This is a genomic window from Achromobacter sp. (assembly GCF_050285585.1).
Classification (GTDB): domain Bacteria; phylum Pseudomonadota; class Gammaproteobacteria; order Burkholderiales; family Burkholderiaceae_B; genus Achromobacter.
This window is the reverse complement of the sequence record NZ_JBLZXF010000007.1, coordinates 107,258-131,910: the sequence shown is the minus strand read 5'-3', so window position 1 is coordinate 131,910 and position 24,653 is coordinate 107,258. Positions and strand designations below refer to the sequence as shown.

The window sequence follows — 24,653 nt, the reverse complement described above, 5'->3', positions numbered from 1 at the left end:
TTGCCGTGCGGCCCGCGGCGGCCGGGCGGTCGCCTGCGTTCTTGCCGGCAAACGCCCGGAGCCTGGCGGGGCAAACGGCGCGGATTTGACGTGTATGCCCGGTTGTAGCATCTTTGGCTGGCCAGGTCCCCGACGGGCCTGCCTTGTCCTCCCTTCTCTTTCACGGCGCGCCATGTGGTCATTCATCAAACGGCTGCTTGCCGGCCCTGCGCCGGCCGAGGATCCCCTGCGCGAAACCCTGGGTTTCGACGACGCCGGCCTGACCCGCAGCGGCGAGCTCTTGCGCGCAATGCGCCAGCGCGAGTTCTGGCCCTGGAGCGAGATCCACGAGTTCGGATTCCGCTATGCGCAGGCCATGTTCCCCGATCCATGGTCCGGCGACTACATGGAGGGCCTATGGCTCTTCCGCGTTCCCAGCGACGGCGGCGGGCTGATGGCCATGGAATTCGACCAAGCCGCGCTTGATATCGACCGCCTGCCTCCCGCCCTGCTGCGCAACCTGCCCGGACTGGACATGGGCGTGTTGCGGGCGGGGCTGGCCGCCGCCCGCCGCGGCCCGCGCAATTTCGAGGAGGAAGGCGAATGGATTGCGTGGCGGCGCGCGGCGGCCGCGCCGCCGGACTCGCCGGCTGAGCCTACAGCCGGTCCAGGCCCTGCCTGAGGTCGGCCAGGATGTCCTCGGGAGTCTCCAGGCCCACGGACAGGCGCAGCAAGCCCTCGGACAGGCCGTAGCGCTCGCGGTCCTCGGCGGTGTAGCTCGCGTGCGTCATGGAAGCGGGATGCTGGATCAGGGTCTCCGGATCCCCCAGGCTTACGGCGATCCGAGCCAGCTTCAGTCCGTTGAGCAGCGCGCGGCCGGCGGCGAGGCCGCCCTTCAGCTCGAACGCGACCAGGCCGCCCCCGGCCGCGAGCTGGCGCCGCGCGATATCGATGCCAGCGGTGTCTGGCAGGCCTGGATAGAACACCTCGGCCACGGCGGCGTGCCCGCGCAGCAACTCGGCGACCCTTCTGGCCGATTCACTGTGGCGCTGCACTCGCAGTTCCAGTGTCTTGATGCCGCGCAGCACCAGGAACGCCGTGAACGGCGACAGGGTCGCGCCGGTGAAGTACCGCAGGCCCTGCAAGCGGATGGCGTCGATGTGCACCTTGCGTCCCAGCACCGCGCCGGCCAGCAGGTCGCCATGTCCGCCCAGGTACTTGGTGGCGGAATGCAGAACGATATCTGCGCCGTGCTCGATCGGGCGCTGCAGCACCGGCGTGGCGAAGGTGTTGTCGACGATGGTCAGCAGCCCTTTGCCGCGCGCGATGGCGGACACGGCCGCGATGTCGACCAGGCGCAGGTTCGGATTTGCGGGGGTCTCGAAGTAGACGGCGCGCGTCTTGGGGCCGATGGCCGCGGCCACGGTTTCCGGCCGGGTGAAGTCCGCGAACACTGCCCGCACCCCGAAGCGGGCCAGGCCCTGCGTGAAGAGGGTGAAGGCGGTGCCGTACACGATCTGGTCGACCACGATCTCGTCGCCGCTTTGCAGCAGCGAGAACAGGGTCGCCGAGATGGCGGCCATGCCCGAGGCGGTCGCCACGCCGGCCTCGGCGCCTTCCAGCGACGCCAGCCGCTCTTCCAGCAGCGCCTGCGTGGGGTTGCGCGTGCGGCCATACACATAACCCTGCCGTTCTCCCAGGCGGATCTGATCAAAGGCCTCGATGCTGTCCTGGGTGTAGGTGGAGGTCAGGTACAGCGGCGGCGACAGCGCGCCCTGCTCGTCCAGCGGGTCATACCCCAGGTGGATGGCGCGCGTGGCGAAGCCGCGTTGCAAGGAGTCGGACATCTTGGAATTCCTATCGTCGGGTAAGACAAGGGCATGCCGCCCTTGCGCGGAAATCAACGTTTGTGGTCGGCGCGGCGCGACAGCCATTCGCCGGTGAACTGCACGATCGACACCAGGGCGATCAGGATCACGATCACCTCGAACATCACGCGGGTTTCGTAGCGTTCGTAGCCGTAGCGGATCGCCAGGTCGCCGAGGCCGCCGGCGCCCACCGCGCCCGCCATGGCCGAGGCATTGATCATGGCGATGACGCTCACCGTCATGCCGCCGATGATGCCCGGCAGGGCTTCGGGCAGCAGCACGTGGCGCACGATGTGCCAACGCCGGCATCCCATGGCGCGCGCGGCCTCCACCAGCCCGTGGTCCACCTCGTTCAGGCTGACCTGCGCAATGCGCGCGAAGAATGGGATCAGATTGGCCGACAGCGGCACGATGGCGGCCCATGTGCCCAGGGTGGTGCCCACCAGAAAGCGCGTGAAGGGCAGCATGGCCACCAGCAGGATGATGAAAGGAATGGCCCTGAATGTGTTCACCGCGATCGACAGCGCCTTGTTGAAACGCGGCCGCGGATAGAGGCTGCCCGGCGCGGTGACGGTCAGGACGACCGCCAGCGCCAGGCCGGCAACGATCGCGATGGCGGCCGAGATGCCGACCATCGCCAGGGTCTGCAGGAACGCCTGCAGGTATTTATCAAGCATCGGCAGCGACATAACCCAGCACCTTGATCTGATCGGCCAGCAGCGCGGCGCGCGCGGCCTCTTCCCGTAAAGCGCCCGCGGGCACCGACACCAGCAGGCTGCCTTGCGCGTGGCCGCGCAGCCGGTCCAGCCCTCCATGCAGGAGCGTCGCGCCGGGACCCAGCGCGGCCAGCGCCTGCAGCGACACGCCCTCGGGCCGCCCCTGCCCCGTGAAACGCAGGCGCAGCACGGCGGTTCCGTCCCGGCCCTGCAGGTCGGGCACCAGCCGGGCCTCCAGGTCCGCCGGCAGATCGTGCTGCAAGGGCCGCAGCAAGGCGCGCGTGGCGTCCGCCTGCGGACTGCCGAAGACGCGCCACACCTCGCCGTGCTCCACCTTGCGGCCCCCGTCCAGCACCAGCACCTTGTGGCAGATCTCGCGGATCACCGCCATGTCGTGCGTGATCAGCACCACCGTGAGACCCAGCTTGCGGTTGATGTCGCGCAGCAGCGTCAGGATCGAATGCGTGGTTTCAGGATCCAGCGCCGAGGTGGCCTCGTCGCACAGCAGGATCTCCGGCTCGTGCACCAGGGCGCGCGCGATGCCGACCCGCTGCTTCTGGCCGCCGGACAATCTGGCGGGATAGGCGTCCGCCTTGTCGCGCAGCCCCACCAGGTCCCGCAGCGCCTCGACGCGGGCGCGCGCCGCCGCCGGCCTTACCCCGGCCACGCGCAGCGGCAGGGCCACGTTCTCGGCCACCGTCTTGGCCGACAGCAGATTGAAGTGCTGGAAGATCATCCCGATGCGGCGGCGCAGCCCCACCAGCGCGTTCTCGTCCAGCCCGCCCACGTCCACGCCATCCACCAGCACGCGGCCGGCGCTGGGCCGCTCCAGCATATTGATGGAGCGCAGCAGCGTGGACTTGCCGGCGCCGCTTCTTCCGATGATGCCGAACACCTCGCCGCGCGCGATGGAAAACGAGACGTCGGACAGCGCCGCGACGGGCCCCCGCGCGCCTTCGTAGCGCTTTTGCAGCCCTTCGAACACGATGTGGGCGTCCCGAGCCTGGAGCGGCGGCGCGGCGGCCGGCTGCCCGATGGAAAATTCGTGTTGCATCATGGCTCAGAAAACCGGGATCACCGACCCTTCGTACTTGCTCAGGATGAACTGGCGCACCGCTTCCGAGTGGTACGCCTTGACCAGCTCGGGCACCCACGGCGCGTTCCTGTCCTGCTCGCGCACCGCGATGATGTTCACGTAGGGATTGTTCTCCTTCTTCTCGACCGCGATGCCGTCGCGCGTGGCGATCAACCCGGCCTGGTAGGCGAAGCTGTTGACGATGGCGGCCGTGTCCACATCCGGCAGCGAGCGCGCCAGCACGACGGATGCGCTCTCGACGAAATCGAGCTTCTTGGGGTTGGCCGTCACGTCGGCCAGCGTGGCCGTGCCCGTCGCCGGGTCGAAGCCCTCCTTCAGCGTGATCAGCCCCTGGTCGCGCAGGATAACGAGCGCCCGCGTCTGGTTGCTGGGATCGTTGGGAATGCCGACGCGGGCGCCGTCCGGCAGATCCTTCAGGGACTTGTACTTGCGCGAATAGAATGCGATGGGCGAAATCAGCGTATTGGCGACCGGCACCAGCTTGTAGCCGCGCTGCCTGATCTGGTCGTTCAGGAAGGGAATGTGCTGAAAGGCGTTGGCATCCAGGTCGCCGTTGTTCAGCGCCTCGTTGGGGCTGGCGGTGCCGGTGATGACCACGGGCTCCACGGCCAGGCCGTTCTTCTTGGCGACCTCGGCCACCACTTCCCAGATCTGCTCGTCGACGCCGCCGCGCACGCCGACCTTCAAAGGCCTGGGATCGGCCGAAAAGGCCGGCCCATGGAACATCGCCGCCGACGCCAGCACCGCGCCAAGCAGCTTCTTGAAAAAACGGGGAGTCATATTGGAATCGCCTCTCAGGCTAAGCGGTTATGAGAGAAACGATTCTAGGGACGGGCATCCGCCCGGCGAACGAATAGTTCGTTGAGTCGTTATTACAGGGGCGTTTGGTTATGGCCGCGCGGCATATGCCCGCCGCGCGGATCGCGCCGTGGAATCAGAAGGGCTTGACCACGACCAGCGTGACGATCGCGGCGGACGCGACGACCGTGAACGGCGCATACAGATCGACGAGCGGCGGGCGCCGGCCGCTGCCGTCCGCCATGCGGCGCAGGGCCGCGCTCTGGATGCCCAGCAGCGCCGACAAGGCCAGCGCGAAGCCGATCTTGACCCAGATCCAGCTCATGGCGAACCAGCCGAAGGTCATGGCCAGGTGCAGGCCGACAAGCCAGGTCAACACCATGGCCGGCGTGGTGACGAACAGCGTCCACCGGCGCAGCGCGCCCAGCATCTTGCGTTCTTTCGGGGCTTCGTCGCTTTCCTGCGGCTGCGAGGACAGGAGAAACAGCGACACGAACAGCGAACCGCCCAGCCAGGCGACCATGGCCGCCACATGGAGCATTTTGAGTAGTTGGTATGTCATGGCCCGGATTATCGCCGGATGCGGGCGCGGGCGCGAACGGCCGCTCGGCGGCCGTTTGCGCTACAGCAAACCGGCGCGCGGGGGCAGGCTCAGTTGGCGGCCTCCGGGGCGGCCGCGGGCTTGGCCGCCGGAGCTGGCGCGGCCGGGGCGGCCGGGGCGGCCGCCCCGGATCCGGAACTGGCGGGCGTCGATGGCGCCTCGGCCGGCGGCGGGCTGCCAGCGGGTCCGGACTTGGCTGCCGCCGCCGGCGCGCCCGTGGCGGCGGCCGGGTTCAAGGTGTCCGCCGGCGCATCCGGAGACACGGCGGGCTCGGCCGGCGCCGGCTTGGGCGCCGCCTTGGCGCGTTTCGCCGGAACGTCCTGGGGCGCCGAGGCGGCCTGCGCGTCCGGCAGGAAACGCTGGAGCAGCTGGAAGAATCCGTCGTAGAACTGAGGCCGCGCCACCGTCTGGCTGGCCGTCTTCACCAGCGAATCGTCGCTGGCGCCGAAAGGCATGGACACCTGCCCCAGCACGCTTACGCCCACGCTGGCGGAATTGGCGGTGCGCTTGATGGAATAGCGGTCCTGCACGGCGTTGGCGAACACCGTCGCGCGCTCGTTCGAACTGCCGTCGGACGCGCATTCGATGTTGAAGCTGATCTGCGTGTGCTGCCCGTCCTCCGCCTGAAAGTTCTTGTGCCCGGTCACGCGGGCGGACTCGAACCGGTCGATGTAATAGCCCTGACTCAGCAAGGCGCGGCGGCCAGCGTCGCAAGCGGCGGCGCTACTGGCGGAAACGGTGCGGGAATAGGTGTCGCTCTGGGCGAAATCTTCTTTCTCGAACGCGGGCTTGGGAGAGGAACATCCCGCGACCAGGCCCGTCAGGACGGCAAGCAGCGCAACAGGGTAACGGCGGATGAAACGGGGCATGGATGAGGGCCCGGCCGGACGCGGTCAAAGGGCTGCCGGCAAAACAGCACGCTCCGCCGCCCCGCAAGAGGCAGTAATGCGTAAAAGTCCGGTTATAGCGCATCCCCTTGCACCATGCTTTTACCAGGGATGTACAGTTCAACGGAGAGGTAACAACGAAAAAGGGGACGAGCCCGCCTGTTCCTAGGCGTGGCGCTCCCTGCTTTGGGCAAGATCATCGCTCGATCCCCTGCCGATGGGCGCGCAACGCGCGCGCCCTCCATGCCCATCGAAACTGGTACTAACCCTTGGTCTCACATCGTGGGATTTTGGCTATTCTGGCCGGGTCGATTCAAAACCCCGCAGAAGAGACCTGCCGTCACTGCAGGCGCCGACGGAGCAACCGCCCCGGAAACTCTCAGGCAAACAAGACTGCGCGGCCTAGACAATCTGGAGAGAGGCGCCAGGCGCGCCCACCGAAGGGGAACCCGCCGCCGTCCGCGCAGCGGGTGAAGCTCTCAGGTACAGAGACAGATGGGGTGCTGCGGCCGGGTGGCCGCGGCCACTCGAATCTGGAGCGACCATGCCCCGCATCGCCATCATCGGCGCCGGCATTACCGGCGTCACGTCTGCCTATGCCCTGAACAAACGGGGATACGACGTCACCGTCTACGACCGCCAGCGCTATCCCGCCATGGAAACGTCCTATGCCAACGGCGGCCAATTGTCAGCCAGCAACGCCGAGGTCTGGAACAGCGTTTCCACCATCATGAAAGGCCTGCGCTGGCTCGGCCGCCACAACGCGCCGCTGCTGCTGAATCCCCGGTTCAGCTGGCACAAGTATTCCTGGCTGGCGCAGTTCATCGGACAGATCCGCCATTACCGCCAGAACACCATCGACACCACGCGCCTGGCCATCCAAGCCCGTCAATACCTTTACGCGATGGCGGAAGAAGAAAACATAGACTTCGACCTGGAGCGCCGGGGCATCCTGCACATCTATCACGACGCCGCCAGCTTCGAGACGGCGCGGCGCGCCAACGAGCTGCTGCAGGCGGGCGGGCTGGAACGCTACGCGGTGACGCCCGACGAGGCGCGCAGCATCGAGCCCGCGTTGCAAACCGCCTGCCATGGCGGCTTCTACACGCCGTCGGACGCCACCGGCGACATCCACAAGTTCACGAGCGGCCTGGCCCGCGCCTGCGAGCGCCGCGGCGTGCGCTTCGTGCACGACGCCGACGTCCGGGACATCATCCATGAGCGCGGCGCCTACCTGCTGGATCTCGCCAACGAAGACGGCGCGCGGGCCGGCCAGCGCGAGTCCGCCGACGCCGTCGTCATCTGCGCCGGCGCCGCCAGCCGGCTATTCGCCAAGCGGCTGGGCGACTCGCTCAACATCTATCCCGTTAAGGGCTATTCCATCAGCGTGCACCTGGACGATGCGGAAAGCCGCGGCGCCGCTCCCAGCGTGAGCCTGCTCGACGAGGCAGCCAAGATCGTCACCAGCCGTCTGGGCGATCGCTTCCGCGTGGCCGGCACGGCCGAGTTCAATGGCTTCAACATGGACATCCGGGCCGAACGCGTGCAGCCGCTGGTGGACTGGACGCGCAAGCACTTCCCCGGCATCCGCACCTCGCGCGTGGTGCCCTGGTGCGGCTTGCGCCCGATGACCCCGAACATGATGCCCAGGGTAGGCCCCGGCAGGCGGCCGGGGGTGTTCTACAACACCGGCCATGGCCACCTGGGATGGACGCTCTCCGCCGCGACGGCGCAGATGCTGGCGGCCAGCGTCAGAGAGTCGCTGGGCCTGGCTTGAAGCCCGCGGCGCTCAATGCGCCGCGACCTCCGCTTCCCTGCCCTCCTGCCGGGCTGCCCGCGGCCCGGCATTCTCCGCGCCCTCCGCGCACGCGTCCTTGTAGATCCGCCCCTCCTTCATCACCAGGCAGATCCGGCCCGGATCGACCAGCAGGGACAGGTCTTCCAGCGGATTGCCGTCCACCATGACGGCGTCCGCAAGGTAGCCCGGACGCAGCATGCCCAGCTCGTCGGGCCGTTGCATGATCTGGCCGCCCAGGCGGGTGGCCGACACCAGCGCTTCGACGGGCGTCATGCCGATGTAGTCGACGAAGTACTGCAGGTCGGTGGCGTTCGTGCCATGCGGCATCCAGGCAAAACCGTAGTCCCCTCCCGGCAGGATGCGGATGCCGCGCTTGTGCATCTTGCGCAGCGACTCCGAGGCGATCTCCAGCTCGCGCTTGTAGCCCATCTTCTCGGCGACGGCGGGCGTGATGCCGTACTCGGAGGCATTGAAGGCCGTTCTGACCAGCCAGCCGATGCCTGGCGCGACGAAGTGCCTGTCCTTGTTGGCCTCCAGCATGTCCAGCGCCTCTTCGTCGGCAAAGCTGGCGTGATAGATCATCTCGATGCCATGGCGCACGCACTGTTTTACCGATTCGCTGGAGCGCGCGTGCGCCGCGACGCGCTTGCCGTAGCGCCTGGCCTCGCTGGCGAGCATGGCGATCTCTTCCTCGGCGAACGGAGACATCTCGGCGGGCAGGCCCGCGATGTACTCGCCGGACAGGTTGATCTTCAAATGGTCGACGCCGTACTTGATGAAGGTGCGCACCGACCGCCGGATCTCTTCGGGACCGCTGCAAACGCTGCCGAAGCTGAGCTCCTCGAACGGCATGTGCGGCAACGAGTTGTCGCCCAGCGCGCCGATAGTCGTGATCTCCTGGCTGCCCGCGAGGTAGCGCGGCCCGGGACATTCCCCCGCCTCGATCGCGTTGCGCAGCACCACGTCCAGACGCGGCTTGGCCGCGGCGGCGCCGATGGCCGAGGTCCAGCCCATTTCCAGGTAGCGCTTGGCCACGCGCACGCACCACAGTATGTGCTCCTCGGGCGGCATGAACTGGATGGCGGCGAGCGAAGGCTGGTCGTTCCATGAAAAATGCGTATGCGCCTCGGTCATGCCGGGCATCAGGAAACGGCCGCGGCCGTCGATGACGCGCGCGCCTTCCCTGCCCACCTGCCGGGGTGCGCGGACCACGTCCAGGATGCGCGAGTCTTCGATCAGCACCTCGCCCTTGAACGGGGCCTCTCCGCTGCCATCGAAGATGGCCACGTTGGTAATGGCAATTCTGGACATGACAAGTCTCCTCCGGCCCGCGCAGCGGGCCGATTTCTTATGTTGAAACGCCAGGAAAGCGGCCGCTAGCGCATTGCCGAGTAAAACTCCCGCAAGGCTTGCACGCAGGCTTGCGGTTGTTCGTAGGTCGTCCAATGGCCGCACCCGCCAAACACGAGGTGGCGGCTACCCGCGATGCGGCCGGCCAGGGCCTCGACATTGGCGGCAGGCGCCACGCCATCCTGATCGCCGGTCACCAGCAACGCCGGCACGTCGAGCGCCTCCACGGCGGCGGCCTGCGCGCCGGCCAGCGCCTCGCAGCTTTGCGCATAGCCCTCGGGCTGCTGACGCATCACGCTTTCCCGCACCAGCGCCAGCACCGCGGGCCTGTCCTGCTTGGTCTGGGCGCTGGTCGCGCCCTTGACGATGGCATCCGCGATTTCCTGCATGGCTGCGTCCCCGCCGCGGGCCAGCTCCGCCCGCGCCCGGATACCCGCGCGTCCGGACTCCGGCGGCGCGGCGAGCGGCCCGAAGAGCGCAAGCGACCGGACCCGCGCGGGATGCGCCACGGCGAGATGCTGGGCCACGATGGTGCCAAGCGAATGCGCGGCGATGTGCAGAGCGTCGATCTCCAGCGCCGCCAGCAATCCGGCCAGCGCGCCGACGTAGGATTCGATCGAAAGCGCTTCCGCCGCCAACGGCGAGCGCGCGCTGCCCGGCAGGTCCGGCCGGATGACGCGAAAGCCTTCGAAGGCGCTCATCACTGGGGTCCATGTATTGGATGAACCGCCCAGGCCATGGATGCACAGCAGGGCCGGGCCCTGCCCCTCGATCTCCACGGCCATGCCGTTAACGTAGCTCGTGCTCATGAACGTCCCCCGACAAAAGTGTTTTCGATTGCGCCCAGGCCTTCGATCTCCACGCGCACCACGTCGCCCGCGCCGAGATAGCGGGGAGGCTGCATGCCCATGCCCACGCCCGCCGGCGTGCCCGTCGCGATGACGTCGCCGGGATACAGCGTGATGCCGCGCGAGATCGTTTCGATCAGGGAGGGGATATCGAAGATCATGTTCTCCGTCGGCCCGTCCTGGCGCAGCTCGCCGTTGACCCAGCAGCGCACGCGCGTGCGGGTGCCGTCGAACTCGTCCGCCGTAGCGATCCATGGTCCCATGGGGCAGAACGTATCGAAAGACTTGCCCATGTCCCACTGCTGGTGCCGCATCTGCACGTCGCGGGCCGTGACATCGTTGACGACGGTGTAGCCGAATACGTGATCCAGCGCCTCGGCGCGCGGGATGTTCTTTCCGCCCTTGCCGATCACGACCGCCAGCTCGGCTTCGTAATCGATCTGCGCCGAAATGCCGACGGGCAGCAGCACGTCGTCCCGCGGCCCCACCACGCATTCGGGCACCTTGGTGAAGACGATGGGCCAGGATTCGGGATTCGCGTCGTTGTCCTTGAAAACCGAGGCCGAAAGCTCTTGCGCGTGGGCATGGTAGTTGCGCCCCACGCACCACAGATTGCGGCGCGGCCTGGGCAGCGGGGCAATCAGCGCCACCTCGGCAAGCGGCAGCGCCGCACCCGTTTCGGGCAATTCGAGCCCCGCGGCGAGCAGATCGATCACCGCCTGCGCGCCCATGCGCTTCTCCTCCGCGTCAAGCGCCAGGGGCGCCACCGTTAAACCGTCGCCGGACACCAGGCCTACTTCCGGCCCGCCATTCACCATAAAGCTGGCTATGCGCACTGCTGTCTCCTTCTTCCACCTGAACAGTCCCGCGGTTTGCGCCAGAGCGCACCGGCAGGTGCCCAGAACTTTATAGGCGCCGGCCGCAATGCGCTTATCGCCGGGTACGCGGACTTATCGCAGAGTCAGATCTTGTGCTAGGTGAATACACCTACGCCGGACGGGCGCATAAACGCCCATAAAATTCCTGCAGGCGCCGCACCCGCCCGATGGACTCGCCGCCCCCAGAGGCTCGCAATCTTGACGGGGCGAAAGAAGACAGGAGACAGAGATGCAGGAGACCTATGCCTTGCACGAAGGCGCGTTCGGCCGCGCCGTCGTGCTGGAACTGCGCGATGACCTGATCGCGCACGCGCACGCGGAAGTGCAGCTCGCCCTTTGGCTGGGCGGCTCGCGCGTGGAGGGCCATGTCGGCCAGACCCCGGTTCCCTACAGCGAACACCTGGCCCTGGGCACCAATACCTACGAATCGCACGACGCCCGACTGCTCGAACGGTCGGGCCCCGCCATTTTCCTGGTGCTCTACATCGCCAAGCCCTGGCTGGACGAACGGCGCGCCGCCACCGGCCGTCCCTTCCATTTCGCCGCGCCCGGCGTTCCCATCGATGCCGCCGTGCGCCAGGGCTGCTGGCGCCTGCTGGACAAGATCGTCGCGCCCCACGAACATCCGGGCGCCGACATCGACGCGGAGGTCGAAGCGCTGCTGCTGGCCGCGATCGAATCATCCACCGGGCCGGACAGGAGGAACGGCCCGGTCTCTGCCGCCCCGCCCCTGGACCGCAGGCTGCGCGCCGCCATCGCCTACATGCGCGAACACGTTCACGAGCCTATCGCCGTGGAGGACGTCGCCAGCCGCGTCGGCCTGTCGCGCGGCCATTTCTTCGCGCTCTTCCGGGACCAGCTCAACACCACGCCGCAGGTGTTCTGGAGCGCAGTGCGCGTGGAGGAAGCCGTGCGCCTGCTCGTGCACCAGGAGCAGCCCCTGACCTCGGTGGCCCTGGACCTGGGCTTTTCCACCCCCGGCAATTTTTCCCGCTTTTTCCGGGAGCACATGGGCGTATCGCCATCCCGCTTCCGGCGCGCCGCCACCGGACCTTCCCAGCATCTGCTGACCGGGATCTGCTGAGGCAGGCGCCCGCCGCGCGCTACGGCGTCGCGGCAGGCATCGCGCCGCCCGGCTGCGCAGGCGCCAGCGTTCCGCGGCCCGCGCGCGCGCCGCTCCCTGCCGGCCTGTCGCAGTTGAAATGCGCGCCGCGGCTTTCCCGGCGCGCGCTCGCGCCCTGCACGATCAGATCGGCGACCAGCGCCAGGTTGCGCAGTTCGAGCAATTCCAGGCTCGGCCCTTCGCGATGCAGCCGGACCTCCATGGCGGCGCGCAGCGGGGCGATGAACGCTGCCGCGCGCCGCAGCGCGGCGTCGCTGCGCACGACGCCGACGTCGCGGCTCATCAGCTGGCGCAGCTCCAGCCGCAAACGCGCCAGGTCCGCGGCCGGCTGCGAGGCCGTCCCGGCGGCGGCCCGACCCGCTATGGCGCCGAGCGAGGGCTTTGCGGCCTGCTGCAGGATGTCCCGCGCCGCGGCCCTGCCCGTCACCACGCACTCCAGCAGGGAGTTGCTGGCCAGGCGGTTCGCGCCGTGCAGTCCGGTGCACGCCGCCTCGCCGATCACATGCAGCCCCGCCAGGCCGCTGCGGCCCGCCACGTCCGCGACCACGCCGCCGCAGGTGTAATGCGCCGCCGGCGCGACGGGGATGGGCATGGACGCGATGTCGATGCCCAGCGCCAGGCATCGCGCATGGATGGTGGGAAAGTGCGCCAGCAGGAAATCCCGCGACTGGTGGCTGATGTCCAGATGGACGCAGTCCAGGCCGTGGCGCGCCATTTCCGTCTGGATGGCTCGGGCGACGATATCCCGCGGCGCCAGTTCGGCGCGCGGGTCGTGCGCCGGCATGAAGCGCGCGCCGCCGGGCAGGCGCAGCACGCCGCCCTCGCCGCGCACCGCCTCCGAGATCAGGAACCCCGCGGCCTGCGGATGATGCAGGCCGGTGGGATGGAATTGCGTGAATTCCATGTTGGCGATCCGGCATCCCGCGCGCCATGCCATGGCGATGCCGTCGCCCGTCGCGGCCGGCGGCGCGGTCGTCGTCCCGTACACCTGGCCCGCGCCGCCGCTGGCCAGCACCACGTGGGCGGCGGCGGCCGCGAATACCCGGCCCGCGCGCAGATCCAGCAACTGCACGCCGCGGCAAACGGCCTGCCGGGTTCCCGGTCGGCCGGCCAGGAGCAGGTCCACGGCGCAGTGGCGCTCCAGCAGCGTAATGCCGGCCTGCCCGCGCGCGCGGGCGCCCAGCGCGGCCACGATGGCGCTGCCGGTCGCATCCGCCGCGTGCGCGATGCGGCGCTGTCCGTGTCCGCCTTCGCGCGTCAGGTGCAAGCCCTCGCCATCCGCGGTGAATGCGACGCCGCGCTCGCGCAGCCACGCGATGGCGCCGCAAGCCTGCGAGATGATGCCGCGCGTGGCGGCCTGGTCGCATAGGCCCGCGCCGGCGACGAGCGTGTCGCGCACGTGCGCCTCCACGCTGTCGCCTTCGGCCAGCGGCGCGGCGATGCCGCCCTGGGCCCGGTTGCTGGCGCTGTCGACCAGGCCGCCCTTGGACACGAGCGCGACCCGCCGTCTGGGCGCCAGTTCCAGCGCGGCGGCCAGGCCGGCCAATCCGCTTCCGATGATGATGACGTCGAATTCCATGCGCCGGCGCTCCGGTGGCAATGAAGGCAGCGCTACGCCGGGCCGACCCGCGCGAACAGCGCGGTGTCGCGGGCCAGGTCTCCGCTCGCCTGCACGCGTTGCTTGCGCCGCTCGGCGAAATCCAGCATGCGGTCGATCGGGGCCTTGGCGCGCAATCCGAGCGCGGGGTCCAGGATGATCTCGTTGCGGCCGCCATCCAGCGTATCCGCCAGGTTGGACAAGGCGTTCATGGCCATCCAGGGGCAGTGGGCGCAGCTTTTGCAGGTGGCGCTGTCGCCCGCGGTGGGCGCGGCCAGGAATGTCTTGCCGGGCGCCTGCGCCCGCATCTTGTGCAGGATGCCCTGGTCCGTCGCCACGATCAGGACGGCGGTATCCAGCTTGCGCGCGGCCTCGATCAGCTGGGTGGTCGAGCCGACCACGTCCGCCTGGGCCAGCACGGCCGCGGGAGACTCGGGATGGGCAAGCACCCTGGCTTGCGGATGTTCGGCCCGCAGCAGCTCCAGCTCCGTGCCCTTGAACTCGTCGTGCACGACGCAGGAGCCTTGCCACAGCAGCATGTCGGCGCCGGTCTGGCGCTGGATGTAGCCGCCGAGGTGCCGGTCGGGCGCCCACAGGATCTTTTCTCCGCGCGCATGCAGCTCGGCGATCACGTCCAGCGCGATGGACGAGGTGACCACCCAGTCCGCCCTGGCCTTCACCGCGGCGCTGGTATTGGCGTAGACCACCACCGTGCGGCCGGGATGGGCATCGCACCACGCGGCGAACTCGTCGGCCGGACATCCCAGGTCCAGCGAACAGGTGGCGTCCAGGTCCGGCATCAGGATGCGCTTGCCCGGGCTCAGGATCTTGGCTGTTTCCCCCATGAAGCGCACGCCCGCCACCGCCAGCGTGCGCGCCGGATGGTCCCGCCCGAAACGCGCCATTTCCAGGGAATCGCCGACGCAGCCTCCAGTCTGTTCGGCCAGTTCCTGCAATGCCGCGTCCACGTAGTAGTGAGCCACCAGCACGGCGCCCTCGCGTTCCAGCAGCGCGCGCGCCCGCGCCGCGGCGGCCGCATTTTCCGCCGCCGACAGCGGCTCGGGCACGCGGGCCCAGGCGTGGCCGACGGCGCCAGGGCAGCCCGCTTCGGCAGGCAGGTCGAACTCGATGGGCCGGGGGATGAGCGTTTCCATAACTGTCTCCGTTTTTTATACTCAAAATGAGCATTTATGGGTCAAAAAAAAGGCCACGATTTATGCTAGTGTTGAGCATAAATCGTGTCAACCTTTTTATTCCGTGCGGGCATCGCACGCCACGCCGGCCTGCCCCGCGGAGCCATCACACGGAGCGCACGAACAGCGCGCGCAGCTTGCTCCAGAAGTCGCCGCCCAGCACGAAGAAGCTGGCGATCAGCATGATGTCTCCCAGGACCTGCAACTGCCACATGTCGGGCCTGAGGCCGGGCCAGAGTTCGTCGACATAGGGTTCCAGCATCGAGGTCAGGATGGGGATGAAGAACATGACCAGCCCGATGGCGTGGCGGACCGGCCCGACCTTCTGCACGGGCGCCAGCCGCTTCGCGTGCCCGAAAACGATGGCCTTGAGCTGCTGGAAACCCTCTTTGCCCATGACGGCGACGCAGGTCAACAGCAGTACCTTGTTGGCAATGAAGATGGTGCCGGTCAGCGCCGCGATGCGGGAGCCCGGCACGTCGAGCGCGGCCGCGATGGGGATGAGGAACCATAGCGCAAAGGCCAGGATGAAAAGCCCTATGCCGCACTTGAAGCGCCATCCCGTGGAGGGAGTTGGCTGGAGCGTATTGTCTGGCGATGACATGGCGGACTCCTTTTCAGGCGTCTGAGGAAACCGGAGCGGACAGCTCCGGCGGGCGCGGCGCGCGGCGCCGCGGTTCGAACAACTGCAACATCAGGCAGGCATAGAGCGTGACGGCGATGAACAGCCCCATGCGCACGGCGAAAGCGGTGTAGACGTCCTTGCCGGCGGCGCTGTCCTGCACCGATTGGCCGAGCAGGATGACGAGCGTCACCAGCGTGTTCAGCCAGAAGCTGGGCGGATGCCGCGTGGGGCTCAGCCGATACAGCTTGCGGGCGGCCAGCAGGCCGAACAGCAGCATCCACAGGAAGAACATCCACAGGCTGACGCACAGGCTGAGGGCGCACCAGAAAGCCACGGCCAGCGCTCCGCCGAGCAAGGTGGAGCCCAGCAGTTCGCGCGCCGCGCCATGCGCCGCCGTGACACAGCTCTGCCGCCCCAGGCTGACGGATTTCAGGATGATGGGCATGTAGCCCAGCGGATCCGTCAGCGCCAGCAGAAAGGCAGGCATGACGACCAGGGCGGCGCGCAAGGCCATCCTGGCGGCCTCGCCCGCGGGCAGGACGGGGCCCGGTTGCGGGGCCGGCGCGGCGGCGGGTTCAGGGAACAGCCAGTGGCAGCACCCCAGGACGGCGGCGGCGGCCAGCAGCCCCTTGGCCAGCGCCTCTACCGCCAGGGCCGCCAGCCGGAAATCGACGGTGCCGGCCGCGGAGATGATGGTCAGGCCGATCACGAGGAAAAGGGAGACCAGGCTGTTGCCGCCGCGCAGGCCTGCGCGAAACGCCAGGAACAGGCAGAGGCCGATGAGCAATACGCCCGCCAACGGGTAGTAGCGCAGCAAGGGACTGAGCAGCAGGCCGGTTCCCGTGGTGAACACGACCGCCAGGATCAGGCCGAGTCCGCTCCTGGGGGAGAGGGGGCGGTTCATGGATGCAAGCAGGAACACGCCAAGGACTGGCGCGACCATGGGTATGGGCAGATCCAGGCCGAAACCGAGGACCACGCAGAGGGCCGTGCCGACGCCCAGTCGCAGGGCGCGCGGGCTGCGGGGATCGAGACTGGCTGGCATGGCGTCAATAGGCATAGGAGAGCCAGCTCATGAGACGCAGGTATGCGCGCCCGAGCGGATTGAGCGGGTTGCCGGGGCGGGGAAACGCCATGACCTCCGCCTGCCCCCCCACGCGCACGTCGCGCAGGCTGGGCGGATCGCTGCGGTCGAACTCGACGATGACCGGAAAACGCTGGGCGGGACGGAGCCAGTCGCGGCTGTTCTGCACCGTCGGCAGGCTGCCGGGCGGCGTGGCCGGCCCCACATTCACGCCATATCCGACGCTGCGCACGCGGCCCTCGAAGATCCGGCCCGGCAGCGCGTCCAGGATGATGCCCACTGGCGTGCCCGGCTCGATGTGGCCCAGATTGTTCTCCGTCATCTCCGCGCTGATCCAGACGTCGTGGATGGGAATCAGCGTCATGACCGGATTGCCGGCGGCGGCGAACTGGCCGGCATCCGTGCGCAAGTCCGTGACCAGTCCAGCCGACCGCGCGCGCACCCGGGTATTAGCCAGGTCCAGTTCGGCCTTCTCCACGGCGGCGGCGGCGCTGCGCAGCTTGGCGTTGTCTTCGTCGCTGCCGCCTTCCTGCTCGCGGGCCCGCTGCACTTCGGCACGCGCGGCGGCGACCTGGCTGACCGCCTGTTCCAGGCTGGCCCGGGCGATTTCCAGGCGCCGCAACGAGACCGTGCCACGGTCTTCGCGGTACAGCCGTTCCAGCCGGCTGCTGTCCTGCCTCGCTTTCAGCTCGTTGGCCTGCGCGGCGCGCAACGAGGCCTGGGCCGAATCGATGCCCGCCGTGCTCGCGCCGACCTGCCTGCGCATCGACTCCAGATCCGCGCGGGCGCGGTCCAGGGCGATCCGGTAGTGTTCGGGGTCGACGTCGAACAGCGCCGCGCCGGCCTGCACATCCTGATTGTTGTGGACATACACCTTGGTCACGCGTCCCGACACCTCCGACGCCACCGGAATGACGAAGGCGTCGACCCGCGCCTGCTGGGTATACGGGGTGTAGCGGTCGGCCAGCAGATACCAGCCAAGGCTCAGCACGATGAGCAGCACGACCCATCCCACGCCCTTTCTGGCGGGGTCCGGACCGGGCTCTGCCGGCGCAGTTTGAGAAGGCGGCGGCTTACTCATCGGATCGCACCTTTTGCGCGAGTGGCGCGGCGGAAGGGTCCGCCGGCTCGGACAACAGATCCCCCCAATCGGTGCGCCGTCGCATCTGCTCGCGGGTGGCCGCGTCGAGCAAGGGCGCCTCGCTGTGCCAGCCGCCGCCCAGCGCCTTGTACAAGGCGATCAGGTCGCCCACGGCCGCGCCGCGGTTCGCGACGTAGGCATCCTGCTGGGAGGCCAACGCGCGCTGGGCGTCCAGCACGCGCTGGAAATCCGAATAGCCTTCGCGATAGAGCGCGTTGGCCAGCGTCAACGACCGCTCCGCGGCCTGCGCGGATTGCCGCAGGATGCCGTCTCGTTCCAGCGCCTTGATCAGGCCGCTGGCCGCGTCGTCCGCCTCGCGCGCCGCCTGGCGCACCTCGTCCTGATAGGCCACGATCAGCTGCTGCAGGCGCGCATCCTGGACGCGCACATTGTTCTGCAACCGCCCGTGGTCGAACACGTTCCAGCTGAGGGTGGGACCCGCCAGCAGCGCCATGCCGCCCGAGGCGCCCGCCAGGGACGTGGCGGACCAGACGATGCTTCCCAACAGGGACAGCGCGGGATACAGGTCCGCTTGCGCCACGCCGATCTGCGCCGACTGCGCGGCGATGCGCAGCTCCGCCGCGCGGATGTCGGGACGGCGCAATAGCAGATTGGCGGGAACGTCCTGCAATACGACGCGGTCGACCAGGGGAACGACGGCCTCTTTCTCGGCCAGTTCCGCGATGGGGCCCGGCGCGCGCCCTACGAGCACGGCCAGGGCGTTGCGCGCCCGCATGATCTGGCTTTCGAATTCGGGGATCGAACCCAGCGTGGCAAGATACTGAGTCTTGGCCTGCTGCAGGTCCAGTTCGTCGCTTTCGCCGCTGGCGTAAAGCCGCTGCGTGATCTCGTAGCTACGCTTCTGGATGGCGGCGTTGCCGCGGGCGATCCGCAGCCGCGCCTCGGCGGTGCGCAGCGTGAAGTAACTGTCGGCCACCTGGGCGTGCAGCAGCACCAGTACATCTTCACGATTGGCCTGCGCCTCGAAATACGCCGCGTCCGCGGACTCTATGGCGCGGCTGAACCGCCCCCAGAAATCCAGTTCCCAGCCGATGTCGAACCCCGCGCTGTACTGCCAGAAGCTGCTGGGGCGGGGATTGCCTTCGGCCGAACGCGACGACCGGCGCGTGTACAGCGTGTCGGCGCCAAGCACCTGCACCTGCGGATAGCGGCCGCTGCGGGCGATGCCGAGCTGGGCGCGGGCCTCCATGATGCGCAGGCCGGCGATCCTCAGGCCCGCGTTGTCGGCGTCTGCCTGGGCGATCAGGCGTTCGAGGACGGGGTCGTCGAATATCCGCCACCACTGCCGGGCGTCCGGCTGCGGGCCTTCCCGGCTGGCCTGCTGGAGCGCCGGCGTATTCCAGCCCCGCGTCCAGGCTTCGCGCTGGGGCTCGAAGTCTGGTCCGAGTTGCACGCAACCGCTGAGGCAGAGTGCGCCGATCAGCAGCAGCCGATTCGAACAAGTCCGCAGCGACATCGGTTATCCGGTCGGTCTAGCACCTAACCGCTACGGCGCCGGCCGCGGCCCCGGCAAGCCGGTCACGCCGCATGGACGCCAGGGGACCCGGGCCGCGGCCGTCCGGCATTTCCTGCCGGCCGCTCGCACGCCGGGCGGTCGAAATCGAAAGAGGCCTGTTCTCCTTGGCGGGACGCCCAGGTTGCGTGACGGGATTTCAACGTGCCAGATGATTCTATTGACCTTTTCTGCTTCTCGCCAGGGGGGAAACAGGAACGGATGGGAGCGATAAGAACCGCGCCGCGCCTGGTCCTGCCCTCCTCCCCATTTCAGCCCATGTACAACGCCTTGCGGTTGGCGCTAAATTCGAAATCGCGCCACGATCTGCAAGTTCCCCGCAGTGCTCTCCGGAGTGCCATCATGAACGCTCGCAAGAAGGCAGCAGGACAGGACGAACGGCCCGCCCAGGCCCAGGCCAGCCTATCGGCGAAGGCCTACGAAAAGGAGCTCGCGCGCCTGCACGTCGAACTGGTCAAGCTGCAGGAATGGGTGGTGAGGACAGGCGCCAAGGTCTGCATCGTGTTCGAAGGCCGCGACGGCGCCGGCAAAGGCGGAACGATCAAGGCGATCACGGAACGCGTGAGCCCGCGCGTATTCCGCGTGATCGCCCTGCCCGCGCCCTCCGACCGCGAGAAGACGCAGATGTACATGCAGCGCTATCTTCCGCACTTGCCGGCGGCGGGCGAGATCGTGATCTTCGACCGAAGCTGGTACAACCGCGCCGGCGTCGAACGCGTGATGGGATTCTGCTCCAAGGAAGAGGTCAAGATCTTCCTCAGGGCCGTTCCGCTGGTCGAGCGCGCCATCATCGGTTCCGGGGTGCTCCTCTTGAAATACTGGCTCGAGGTCAGCGAGGAAGAACAGACGCGCCGGCTGCAGGCCCGCATCAACGACGAGCGCAAGGTCTGGAAACTCTCCAAGCTGGACCTGGATTCGTACAGCCGCTGGTACGACTACTCCCGCGCGCGCGACGATATGTTCCTGGCGTCCGACACCGACATATCGCCGTGGTTCGTTGCGCAGTCCAACGACAAAAAGCGGGTGCGCCTGAACATCATCAGCCATCTGCTCGCAAGCATCCCTTACAAGCCGCTGCCCCGGGTCAAGGTCAAGCTGCCGAAGCGGCAGAAACCTGGAGACTACCGCGAACCCACTCGCCAGCCCCGGCGCGTTCCCGAGTTGTTCTGAACGACGCCGCGCGGGCTGGCCCGCACACCAAGGAGATACCATCTTGGCCGAGCTACTGATCAACCATGTGGAGGAAAGCACCTCCGACGAAGACATCAGGCATTTTCTCCTGAAGTACGGCTTTCCCTCGTTCGACCGCATCCAACGCGTTCCCAGCACCGGGGAACGGCCCGCGGTCCTGGTGACTTTCGACGATTGCAGCGCCGCGGCCCTGCGCGCCCTGGCGCCTCGCATCCACCAGGTTTTCTGGAAGGACCGCACGCTATCCGTGCTAGTCATGAGAGAACCGATCCCATAACCATGAACGCAGCGCCAGTACTCGCGGATCCCCGGCCCCTCTTGCCTAGAATGAACCAAAAACGCGCCGGGCGGGCGCCGCCTTCACGGGTGGCGCAATGCACGGCGCTCCATCGTTCTTTTCGGCGGGATACCTATGCTCGAGGCCATCGAGACGTTCCATTGGGGCGCCATATTCCAGATCATTCTCATCGATATCCTGCTTGGCGGCGATAACGCCGTGGTGATAGCGCTGGCCTGCCGCAACCTTCCGGCCCGCCAGCGCATCAGGGGCATACTCTGGGGCACCGCAGGCGCGGTCCTGCTTCGGATACTGCTGATCGCCTTCGCGCTCGTGCTGCTGGACATCCCCTTCCTGAAGGCGCTGGGCTGCCTCCTGCTGGTGTGGATCGGCATCAAGCTGCTGGCGCCGGAGGAAGACGCGCACGGGAACATCGCCGGCGGCACGACCGTGCTGTCGGCCATCAAGACCATCATCCTGGCCGATTTCGCGATGAGCCTGGACAACGTCATCGCCATAGCAGGCGCCGCGCAGAACACCCAGGCCGACCACCAGCTGTACTACGTCATCTTCGGGCTGTGCGTGAGCGTGCCCATCATTGTCTGGGGCAGCACCCTCGTCCTGAAGCTGATAGACCGCTTCCCGGTGGCCGTCACGCTGGGCGCCGGGCTGCTGGGCTGGATCGCGGGCGGCATGCTGATCACCGATATCTTCATCGTCGAACGCTGGGGCCAGCCCGCGCCGCTGCTCAAGATGGCGGTCGAATCGGCGGGCGCGCTGCTGGTCGTGGCGGCGGGCAAATGGCTTGCCGCCCGGCGGCGACGGAACCGCCCTGCAGGGGAGGAGCACGCGTCGACTTCGTAACGGAATATGCATACCGAGGGTTTTCCCCAGGGCCACCCCTGTCGATTTCCGGTCCACTGGTACGTCGTGTCAGTACGCACAACTTTCTGAAAGGCGGACTCACCATGACTACCGGCACTGTCAATCTCCATCGCGTCATGTGCGCGCCCCCCGAGCGCATCTACCGGGCCTTCCTGGAGCCCGACGCCGTTGCGCGCTGGCTTCCTCCCTACGGCTATACCTGCCTGGTCCATCACTTGGACGCCAAGGTCGGCGGCACGCACAAGATGTCGTTCCGCAACTTCGGAAGCGGCAAGAGCCACGACTTCGGCGGCGAGTATCTGGAACTCATTCCGAACGAGAAGATCCGCTACTCGGACCAGTTCGACGACCCGAACCTGCCGGGCCAGATGCAGACGAGCATCACGCTGCGGCAGGTTTCCTGCGGCACGGAAATCACCATACGCCAGGAAGGCATACCCGAGGTGATTCCCACCGAAATGTGCTATCTGGGCTGGCAGGATTCCCTGGACCAGCTGAAGCGCCTGGTCGAGCCCGATATTCCGGACTGAGCGCCGGCCGTGGCCCAAGGAGCCGAAACATGACCGACGACAAGCGGCCGGCCAAGCCGGCAAAGGCGGCAAAGGCCGCCGGCGCAACGGACGGACCGCCTGTCCTGCTGTCCGGCGGCAACCCGCAGATCCCCAAGGGCGACGGCGACGCGCCGGTGCAGGCCTACATCGCCGCCATGCCCGGCTGGAAAAGCGGGCTGGGCCGCCGCCTCGACGCGCTCATCGTGCGCGCGGTTCCCGGCGTGCGCAAGGCGGTCAAGTGGAATTCGCCGCTGTACGGCATGGACGGCCAGGGCTGGTTTCTCAGCATCCATTGCTTCACGAAATATGTGAAGGTGGCCTTTTTCCAGGGCGCGGCGCTGCGGCCCGTCCCGCCCGGCGCCTCCAAGACGCGAGGCACCCGCTATCTCGACATCCGCGAGGACGATACGCTGGACGAAGCCCTGTTCATGGACTGGGTGAAGCAGGCCAGCGCGCTTCCCGGCGAACGGATGTGAACGCGCGCTAGGAACGCGGCCGGCGGGGCTTCCTGGCCGGGGCGCGCGGCGCCGCCTCCGCCAAGAGCTCCTGCACCAGCTCGATGACGCGCTCGGCGGTCGGGGACAACGTGCGGCGGGCGCGGTGGATGACGCTGTGGGTCAGCTGGCCGGTGGCCGGATAAGCCAGCGGCAGCGGGGCGAGCAAGCCCTGCTCCAGTTCGGCCGCGATGGCCTCGCGCGTGCAGAAGAGCACGACATCGCTGCCCAGGGCCACGTCCCGCAGCGCGGCGACGCTGTCGCATTCGAAGGCGATCGGCAATGCGTCCTGGCGCGCCACCTGGTAGAGGCGCGCCAGGTATTCGCGGGCGCGCGGCGGCAGGTCGGTGGCCGCCAGGCGGTACTGTCCCAGCGCGGCGCGCAGCCGCGGCCTGGCGACGCTTTGCAGGGGATGGCCGGCGCGCGTGAACAGGCCGCCGTGCTGGGGCGGAAGCGGCCGCGCCGCGAAATCGTCCGGCGGAGGCAGGCTATGCGTGACCGCCACCGCGAAATCCAGTTTGTCCTGCAGCAGCTTGTCCAGCAGGCGCTGCCAGCTCTCCACCTCCACGTGCACACTCAGGCCCGGATGCTCGCGCGCAATGCGCACCAGCAGCGGCGACAGGAACCCGGCCGCGGGAAACACGCCAATTCCCAGGTTCACCCGCCCGGTGTCGTGGCCGCGGATCAATTCGGCCTCGCGGCGCAGGTCGCGGGTTTCCCCCAGGATGCGCTGGGCGCGTTCCAGCACGGTGCGCCCGGCCTGCGTGGGCACGACGCCCGTGGACGCGCGGTCGACCAGCACCAGGCCCAGGGAGTCTTCCAGGGCCTGAATGCTGCGGGTCAGCGCGGACTGCGTCAGGTGCAGCCGCTGCGCGGCGCGCGAATAGTGTTTTTCCTCCGCGAGCACCGCAAAGTGCTGGAGCGAGCGAATCGAAAGGCTCATGCGTTTTTCTCATCAGGAATGGGCTAAATATGCATTTGATTCCGATCAATGGCAAGACTAAAACAAGTTGCCGCGACGGAAAAAATGCAGCACCGGCCGCCCTGTGGTGAACCGCAATCCAGAGCAATGCGCGACATTGCCTACCCCCAGGAGGAGACAACATGAACCGCAAGCGTTTTCTGAAGTTGTTGGGCAGAGGCGGCGCCGCAATGCTGGGCGCCATGGCCTGTCTTTCGGCAGCGGCGGCGCCCGCCACGCAGGCGCCGCCATGGCCTGGCGGCGGCAAGCCCATCCGACTGGTAGTGCCGTTTCCGGCCGGATCGGGGTCGGACTCCCTGGCGCGCATGCTGGCAATGAAGGTTACGCAGCGGACGGGCGCGCCGGTGATCGTGGACAACAAGCCCGGCGCGGGCACCATGATCGGCGCGCAGGAAGTGGCGCGCGCCAATCCCGACGGCTACACCCTGCTCTACACCATCGTCGTCACGCATACCCAGAACCCGCATCTGTACAAAAAACTGCCGTACGACCCGGTCAAGGACTTCACGCCCGTTCTGCAGGTAGTGCGCTCGGCAACGGTGCTGGTCGCCAACAAGAATGCGCCCTTCTCGACGACGGCCGAAATGATCGACTATGCGCGGGCCAACCCAGGCAAGCTGAACTTCGCCTCGTACAGCCTGGGATCCACCTCGCACCTCAATGGCGAGATCCTGAAGCAGCAGACCGGCATCGACATCGTGCACGTGCCCTACAAGGGCACCGCCGACGCCAGCCGCGCGCTGCTGGCCGGCGAAGTGCAGATCTATTTCGACGGCACCGCGACCGCCGTGGAGAACGCGCGCGCCGGCAAGGTCAAGCTGCTGGGCCCCGCCACCGATCGCCGCCTGAGCGTGCTGCCGGACCTGCCGACCTTGAAGGAACAGGGCATTTCCGGCCTGGACATCGTCGGCTGGCAAGGCATCTTCGGCCCCGGCGACATGCCTCCCGCGCTGGCCGAACGCGTGGCCCAGGTGTTCCGCGAGGCGCTGGACAGCCCGGAGGTGACCCAGAGCATCGTGTCGCAAGGCAACGAAGTGAGCGGCGCGGGGCCGAAGGAATTCTCGCAGATCGTCCGGAAGGACAGCGACCGCTGGGGCGCCGTGATCCGGCGCATCGGTCTGGTCCTCCAATAATCCCGCGCGAGTCGAAAGGAGAGC

General features: G+C 67.9%; 25 protein-coding genes and 2 riboswitches. Of the genes, 9 read left to right on the top strand and 16 right to left on the bottom strand.

What is annotated here, in order from left to right:
* The first annotated feature begins 172 nt into the window (after nucleotides 1-172).
* Nucleotides 173-661, top strand: coding sequence for a hypothetical protein (locus ACN6PJ_RS12470; RefSeq protein WP_427996182.1), 489 nt, complete (start codon nucleotides 173-175; stop codon nucleotides 659-661).
* Here ACN6PJ_RS12470 and ACN6PJ_RS12465 read toward each other — a convergent pair.
* The 6 genes from ACN6PJ_RS12465 to ACN6PJ_RS12440 all read right to left on the bottom strand — a co-directional run bounded on the left by ACN6PJ_RS12465 (nucleotide 636) and on the right by ACN6PJ_RS12440 (nucleotide 5,927).
* Nucleotides 636-1,826 carry a trans-sulfuration enzyme family protein gene (locus ACN6PJ_RS12465; protein ID WP_427996181.1) on the bottom strand — a complete coding sequence of 397 codons (1,191 nt, stop codon included), beginning with the start codon at nucleotides 1,824-1,826 and terminating at the stop codon, nucleotides 636-638. The two genes, ACN6PJ_RS12470 and ACN6PJ_RS12465, sit on opposite strands and share 26 nt — an antisense overlap.
* Nucleotides 1,827-1,879: 53 nt before the next feature.
* Complete coding sequence (locus tag ACN6PJ_RS12460; protein ID WP_427996180.1) at nucleotides 1,880-2,536, bottom strand: methionine ABC transporter permease; 657 nt, start codon at nucleotides 2,534-2,536, stop codon at nucleotides 1,880-1,882.
* A complete protein-coding gene (locus ACN6PJ_RS12455; protein WP_427996179.1) occupies nucleotides 2,517-3,620 on the bottom strand; it encodes a methionine ABC transporter ATP-binding protein in 1,104 nt (367 codons plus the stop codon). The genes ACN6PJ_RS12460 and ACN6PJ_RS12455 overlap by 20 nt, the downstream gene beginning before the upstream one ends.
* A 3-nt stretch (nucleotides 3,621-3,623) precedes the next feature.
* Nucleotides 3,624-4,439 carry a MetQ/NlpA family ABC transporter substrate-binding protein gene (locus tag ACN6PJ_RS12450; protein WP_427996178.1) on the bottom strand — a complete coding sequence of 272 codons (816 nt, stop codon included), beginning with the start codon at nucleotides 4,437-4,439 and terminating at the stop codon, nucleotides 3,624-3,626.
* Nucleotides 4,440-4,593: 154 nt separating this feature from the next.
* Complete coding sequence (locus ACN6PJ_RS12445) at nucleotides 4,594-5,019, bottom strand: CopD family protein (RefSeq protein WP_427996177.1); 426 nt, start codon at nucleotides 5,017-5,019, stop codon at nucleotides 4,594-4,596.
* A gap of 89 nt (nucleotides 5,020-5,108) precedes the next feature.
* Nucleotides 5,109-5,927, bottom strand: coding sequence for a DUF2242 domain-containing protein (locus tag ACN6PJ_RS12440; protein WP_427996176.1), 819 nt, complete (start codon nucleotides 5,925-5,927; stop codon nucleotides 5,109-5,111).
* A gap of 332 nt (nucleotides 5,928-6,259) precedes the next feature.
* A riboswitch (glycine riboswitch) is annotated at nucleotides 6,260-6,351 on the top strand.
* Between the two features lies 1 nt (nucleotide 6,352).
* A riboswitch (glycine riboswitch) is annotated at nucleotides 6,353-6,444 on the top strand.
* A gap of 45 nt (nucleotides 6,445-6,489) precedes the next feature.
* Between ACN6PJ_RS12440 and ACN6PJ_RS12435 the strand changes: the two genes are divergently transcribed.
* Nucleotides 6,490-7,722, top strand: coding sequence for a D-amino acid dehydrogenase (locus ACN6PJ_RS12435; RefSeq protein WP_427996175.1), 1,233 nt, complete (start codon nucleotides 6,490-6,492; stop codon nucleotides 7,720-7,722).
* 12 nt (nucleotides 7,723-7,734) lie between these two features.
* Here the strand turns inward: ACN6PJ_RS12435 and ACN6PJ_RS12430 are convergent, their stop codons facing one another.
* The 3 genes from ACN6PJ_RS12430 to ACN6PJ_RS12420 form a co-directional block, all read right to left on the bottom strand.
* The gene (locus ACN6PJ_RS12430; RefSeq protein WP_427996174.1) at nucleotides 7,735-9,054 is read right to left on the bottom strand and encodes an amidohydrolase family protein; all 1,320 of its coding nucleotides are present in this window, start codon (nucleotides 9,052-9,054) and stop codon (nucleotides 7,735-7,737) included.
* 65 nt (nucleotides 9,055-9,119) lie between these two features.
* Entirely contained in the window at nucleotides 9,120-9,902 is a 783-nt protein-coding gene (locus ACN6PJ_RS12425) for an alpha/beta fold hydrolase (protein ID WP_427996173.1), read from the bottom strand.
* Nucleotides 9,899-10,777, bottom strand: a complete 879-nt coding sequence (locus ACN6PJ_RS12420; protein ID WP_427996172.1) for a fumarylacetoacetate hydrolase family protein — start codon at nucleotides 10,775-10,777, stop codon at nucleotides 9,899-9,901. The genes ACN6PJ_RS12425 and ACN6PJ_RS12420 overlap by 4 nt, the downstream gene beginning before the upstream one ends.
* A gap of 271 nt (nucleotides 10,778-11,048) precedes the next feature.
* Between ACN6PJ_RS12420 and ACN6PJ_RS12415 the strand changes: the two genes are divergently transcribed.
* Nucleotides 11,049-11,903, top strand: a complete 855-nt coding sequence (locus tag ACN6PJ_RS12415; RefSeq protein WP_427996171.1) for a helix-turn-helix domain-containing protein — start codon at nucleotides 11,049-11,051, stop codon at nucleotides 11,901-11,903.
* Between the two features lie 19 nt (nucleotides 11,904-11,922).
* Here the strand turns inward: ACN6PJ_RS12415 and nadB are convergent, their stop codons facing one another.
* The 6 genes from nadB to ACN6PJ_RS12385 form a co-directional block, all read right to left on the bottom strand.
* Complete coding sequence (gene nadB / locus ACN6PJ_RS12410) at nucleotides 11,923-13,521, bottom strand: L-aspartate oxidase (RefSeq protein WP_427996170.1); 1,599 nt, start codon at nucleotides 13,519-13,521, stop codon at nucleotides 11,923-11,925.
* A 32-nt stretch (nucleotides 13,522-13,553) separates the two neighbouring features.
* Nucleotides 13,554-14,693, bottom strand: a complete 1,140-nt coding sequence (gene nadA / locus ACN6PJ_RS12405; protein ID WP_427996169.1) for a quinolinate synthase NadA — start codon at nucleotides 14,691-14,693, stop codon at nucleotides 13,554-13,556.
* Between the two features lie 145 nt (nucleotides 14,694-14,838).
* A complete protein-coding gene (locus ACN6PJ_RS12400; RefSeq protein WP_427996168.1) occupies nucleotides 14,839-15,336 on the bottom strand; it encodes a transporter suffix domain-containing protein in 498 nt (165 codons plus the stop codon).
* A gap of 13 nt (nucleotides 15,337-15,349) precedes the next feature.
* Nucleotides 15,350-16,417, bottom strand: a complete 1,068-nt coding sequence (locus ACN6PJ_RS12395; RefSeq protein WP_427996167.1) for a DUF2955 domain-containing protein — start codon at nucleotides 16,415-16,417, stop codon at nucleotides 15,350-15,352.
* Nucleotides 16,407-17,522 carry an HlyD family secretion protein gene (locus ACN6PJ_RS12390; RefSeq protein ID WP_427996166.1) on the bottom strand — a complete coding sequence of 372 codons (1,116 nt, stop codon included), beginning with the start codon at nucleotides 17,520-17,522 and terminating at the stop codon, nucleotides 16,407-16,409. Before ACN6PJ_RS12390 ends, ACN6PJ_RS12395 begins: the two co-directional genes overlap by 11 nt.
* The gene (locus ACN6PJ_RS12385; protein WP_427996165.1) at nucleotides 17,515-19,059 is read right to left on the bottom strand and encodes an efflux transporter outer membrane subunit; all 1,545 of its coding nucleotides are present in this window, start codon (nucleotides 19,057-19,059) and stop codon (nucleotides 17,515-17,517) included. The genes ACN6PJ_RS12390 and ACN6PJ_RS12385 overlap by 8 nt, the downstream gene beginning before the upstream one ends.
* A 399-nt stretch (nucleotides 19,060-19,458) precedes the next feature.
* Here ACN6PJ_RS12385 and ppk2 point away from each other — a divergent pair, with 399 nt between their 5' ends.
* From ppk2 to ACN6PJ_RS12360, 5 genes are all read left to right on the top strand, one after another.
* On the top strand, nucleotides 19,459-20,286 hold the full coding sequence (gene ppk2, locus ACN6PJ_RS12380; RefSeq protein ID WP_427996164.1) for a polyphosphate kinase 2: 828 nt from the start codon (nucleotides 19,459-19,461) through the stop codon (nucleotides 20,284-20,286).
* A gap of 43 nt (nucleotides 20,287-20,329) precedes the next feature.
* On the top strand, nucleotides 20,330-20,584 hold the full coding sequence (locus ACN6PJ_RS12375; protein WP_427996163.1) for an RNA-binding protein: 255 nt from the start codon (nucleotides 20,330-20,332) through the stop codon (nucleotides 20,582-20,584).
* A 135-nt stretch (nucleotides 20,585-20,719) separates the two neighbouring features.
* Nucleotides 20,720-21,448, top strand: coding sequence for a TerC family protein (locus ACN6PJ_RS12370; RefSeq protein ID WP_427996162.1), 729 nt, complete (start codon nucleotides 20,720-20,722; stop codon nucleotides 21,446-21,448).
* 104 nt (nucleotides 21,449-21,552) lie between these two features.
* Nucleotides 21,553-21,999: an SRPBCC family protein gene (locus ACN6PJ_RS12365; RefSeq protein ID WP_427996161.1), complete on the top strand. Its 447-nt coding sequence runs from the start codon at nucleotides 21,553-21,555 to the stop codon at nucleotides 21,997-21,999.
* Nucleotides 22,000-22,028: 29 nt separating this feature from the next.
* Nucleotides 22,029-22,496: a DUF1801 domain-containing protein gene (locus ACN6PJ_RS12360; protein ID WP_427996160.1), complete on the top strand. Its 468-nt coding sequence runs from the start codon at nucleotides 22,029-22,031 to the stop codon at nucleotides 22,494-22,496.
* A gap of 7 nt (nucleotides 22,497-22,503) precedes the next feature.
* Here ACN6PJ_RS12360 and ACN6PJ_RS12355 read toward each other — a convergent pair whose 3' ends face one another.
* Nucleotides 22,504-23,457, bottom strand: a complete 954-nt coding sequence (locus tag ACN6PJ_RS12355) for a LysR family transcriptional regulator (RefSeq protein ID WP_427996159.1) — start codon at nucleotides 23,455-23,457, stop codon at nucleotides 22,504-22,506.
* Between the two features lie 161 nt (nucleotides 23,458-23,618).
* Between ACN6PJ_RS12355 and ACN6PJ_RS12350 the strand changes: the two genes are divergently transcribed.
* The gene (locus ACN6PJ_RS12350; RefSeq protein WP_427996158.1) at nucleotides 23,619-24,629 is read left to right on the top strand and encodes a Bug family tripartite tricarboxylate transporter substrate binding protein; all 1,011 of its coding nucleotides are present in this window, start codon (nucleotides 23,619-23,621) and stop codon (nucleotides 24,627-24,629) included.
* The last annotated feature ends 24 nt before the right edge of the window (nucleotides 24,630-24,653 follow it).

What these genes read in the sequence shown, in the direction of transcription:
- ACN6PJ_RS12365 (WP_427996161.1), top strand. Translation starts at nt 21,553, where the DNA reads ATGACTACCGGCACTGTCAATCTCCATCGCGTCATGTGCGCGCCCCCC.
- ACN6PJ_RS12370 (WP_427996162.1), top strand. Translation starts at nt 20,720, where the DNA reads ATGCTCGAGGCCATCGAGACGTTCCATTGGGGCGCCATATTCCAGATC.
- ACN6PJ_RS12445 (WP_427996177.1), bottom strand. Translation starts at nt 5,019, where the DNA reads ATGACATACCAACTACTCAAAATGCTCCATGTGGCGGCCATGGTCGCC.
- nadA (WP_427996169.1), bottom strand. Translation starts at nt 14,693, where the DNA reads ATGGAAACGCTCATCCCCCGGCCCATCGAGTTCGACCTGCCTGCCGAA.
- ACN6PJ_RS12385 (WP_427996165.1), bottom strand. Translation starts at nt 19,059, where the DNA reads ATGTCGCTGCGGACTTGTTCGAATCGGCTGCTGCTGATCGGCGCACTC.
- ACN6PJ_RS12470 (WP_427996182.1), top strand. Translation starts at nt 173, where the DNA reads ATGTGGTCATTCATCAAACGGCTGCTTGCCGGCCCTGCGCCGGCCGAG.
- nadB (WP_427996170.1), bottom strand. Translation starts at nt 13,521, where the DNA reads ATGGAATTCGACGTCATCATCATCGGAAGCGGATTGGCCGGCCTGGCC.
- ACN6PJ_RS12465 (WP_427996181.1), bottom strand. Translation starts at nt 1,826, where the DNA reads ATGTCCGACTCCTTGCAACGCGGCTTCGCCACGCGCGCCATCCACCTG.
- ACN6PJ_RS12400 (WP_427996168.1), bottom strand. Translation starts at nt 15,336, where the DNA reads ATGTCATCGCCAGACAATACGCTCCAGCCAACTCCCTCCACGGGATGG.
- ACN6PJ_RS12430 (WP_427996174.1), bottom strand. Translation starts at nt 9,054, where the DNA reads ATGTCCAGAATTGCCATTACCAACGTGGCCATCTTCGATGGCAGCGGA.
- ACN6PJ_RS12435 (WP_427996175.1), top strand. Translation starts at nt 6,490, where the DNA reads ATGCCCCGCATCGCCATCATCGGCGCCGGCATTACCGGCGTCACGTCT.
- ACN6PJ_RS12355 (WP_427996159.1), bottom strand. Translation starts at nt 23,457, where the DNA reads ATGAGCCTTTCGATTCGCTCGCTCCAGCACTTTGCGGTGCTCGCGGAG.
- ppk2 (WP_427996164.1), top strand. Translation starts at nt 19,459, where the DNA reads ATGAACGCTCGCAAGAAGGCAGCAGGACAGGACGAACGGCCCGCCCAG.
- ACN6PJ_RS12350 (WP_427996158.1), top strand. Translation starts at nt 23,619, where the DNA reads ATGAACCGCAAGCGTTTTCTGAAGTTGTTGGGCAGAGGCGGCGCCGCA.
- ACN6PJ_RS12425 (WP_427996173.1), bottom strand. Translation starts at nt 9,902, where the DNA reads ATGAGCACGAGCTACGTTAACGGCATGGCCGTGGAGATCGAGGGGCAG.
- ACN6PJ_RS12360 (WP_427996160.1), top strand. Translation starts at nt 22,029, where the DNA reads ATGACCGACGACAAGCGGCCGGCCAAGCCGGCAAAGGCGGCAAAGGCC.
- ACN6PJ_RS12455 (WP_427996179.1), bottom strand. Translation starts at nt 3,620, where the DNA reads ATGATGCAACACGAATTTTCCATCGGGCAGCCGGCCGCCGCGCCGCCG.
- ACN6PJ_RS12460 (WP_427996180.1), bottom strand. Translation starts at nt 2,536, where the DNA reads ATGTCGCTGCCGATGCTTGATAAATACCTGCAGGCGTTCCTGCAGACC.
- ACN6PJ_RS12450 (WP_427996178.1), bottom strand. Translation starts at nt 4,439, where the DNA reads ATGACTCCCCGTTTTTTCAAGAAGCTGCTTGGCGCGGTGCTGGCGTCG.
- ACN6PJ_RS12415 (WP_427996171.1), top strand. Translation starts at nt 11,049, where the DNA reads ATGCAGGAGACCTATGCCTTGCACGAAGGCGCGTTCGGCCGCGCCGTC.
- ACN6PJ_RS12440 (WP_427996176.1), bottom strand. Translation starts at nt 5,927, where the DNA reads ATGCCCCGTTTCATCCGCCGTTACCCTGTTGCGCTGCTTGCCGTCCTG.
- ACN6PJ_RS12395 (WP_427996167.1), bottom strand. Translation starts at nt 16,417, where the DNA reads ATGCCTATTGACGCCATGCCAGCCAGTCTCGATCCCCGCAGCCCGCGC.
- ACN6PJ_RS12390 (WP_427996166.1), bottom strand. Translation starts at nt 17,522, where the DNA reads ATGAGTAAGCCGCCGCCTTCTCAAACTGCGCCGGCAGAGCCCGGTCCG.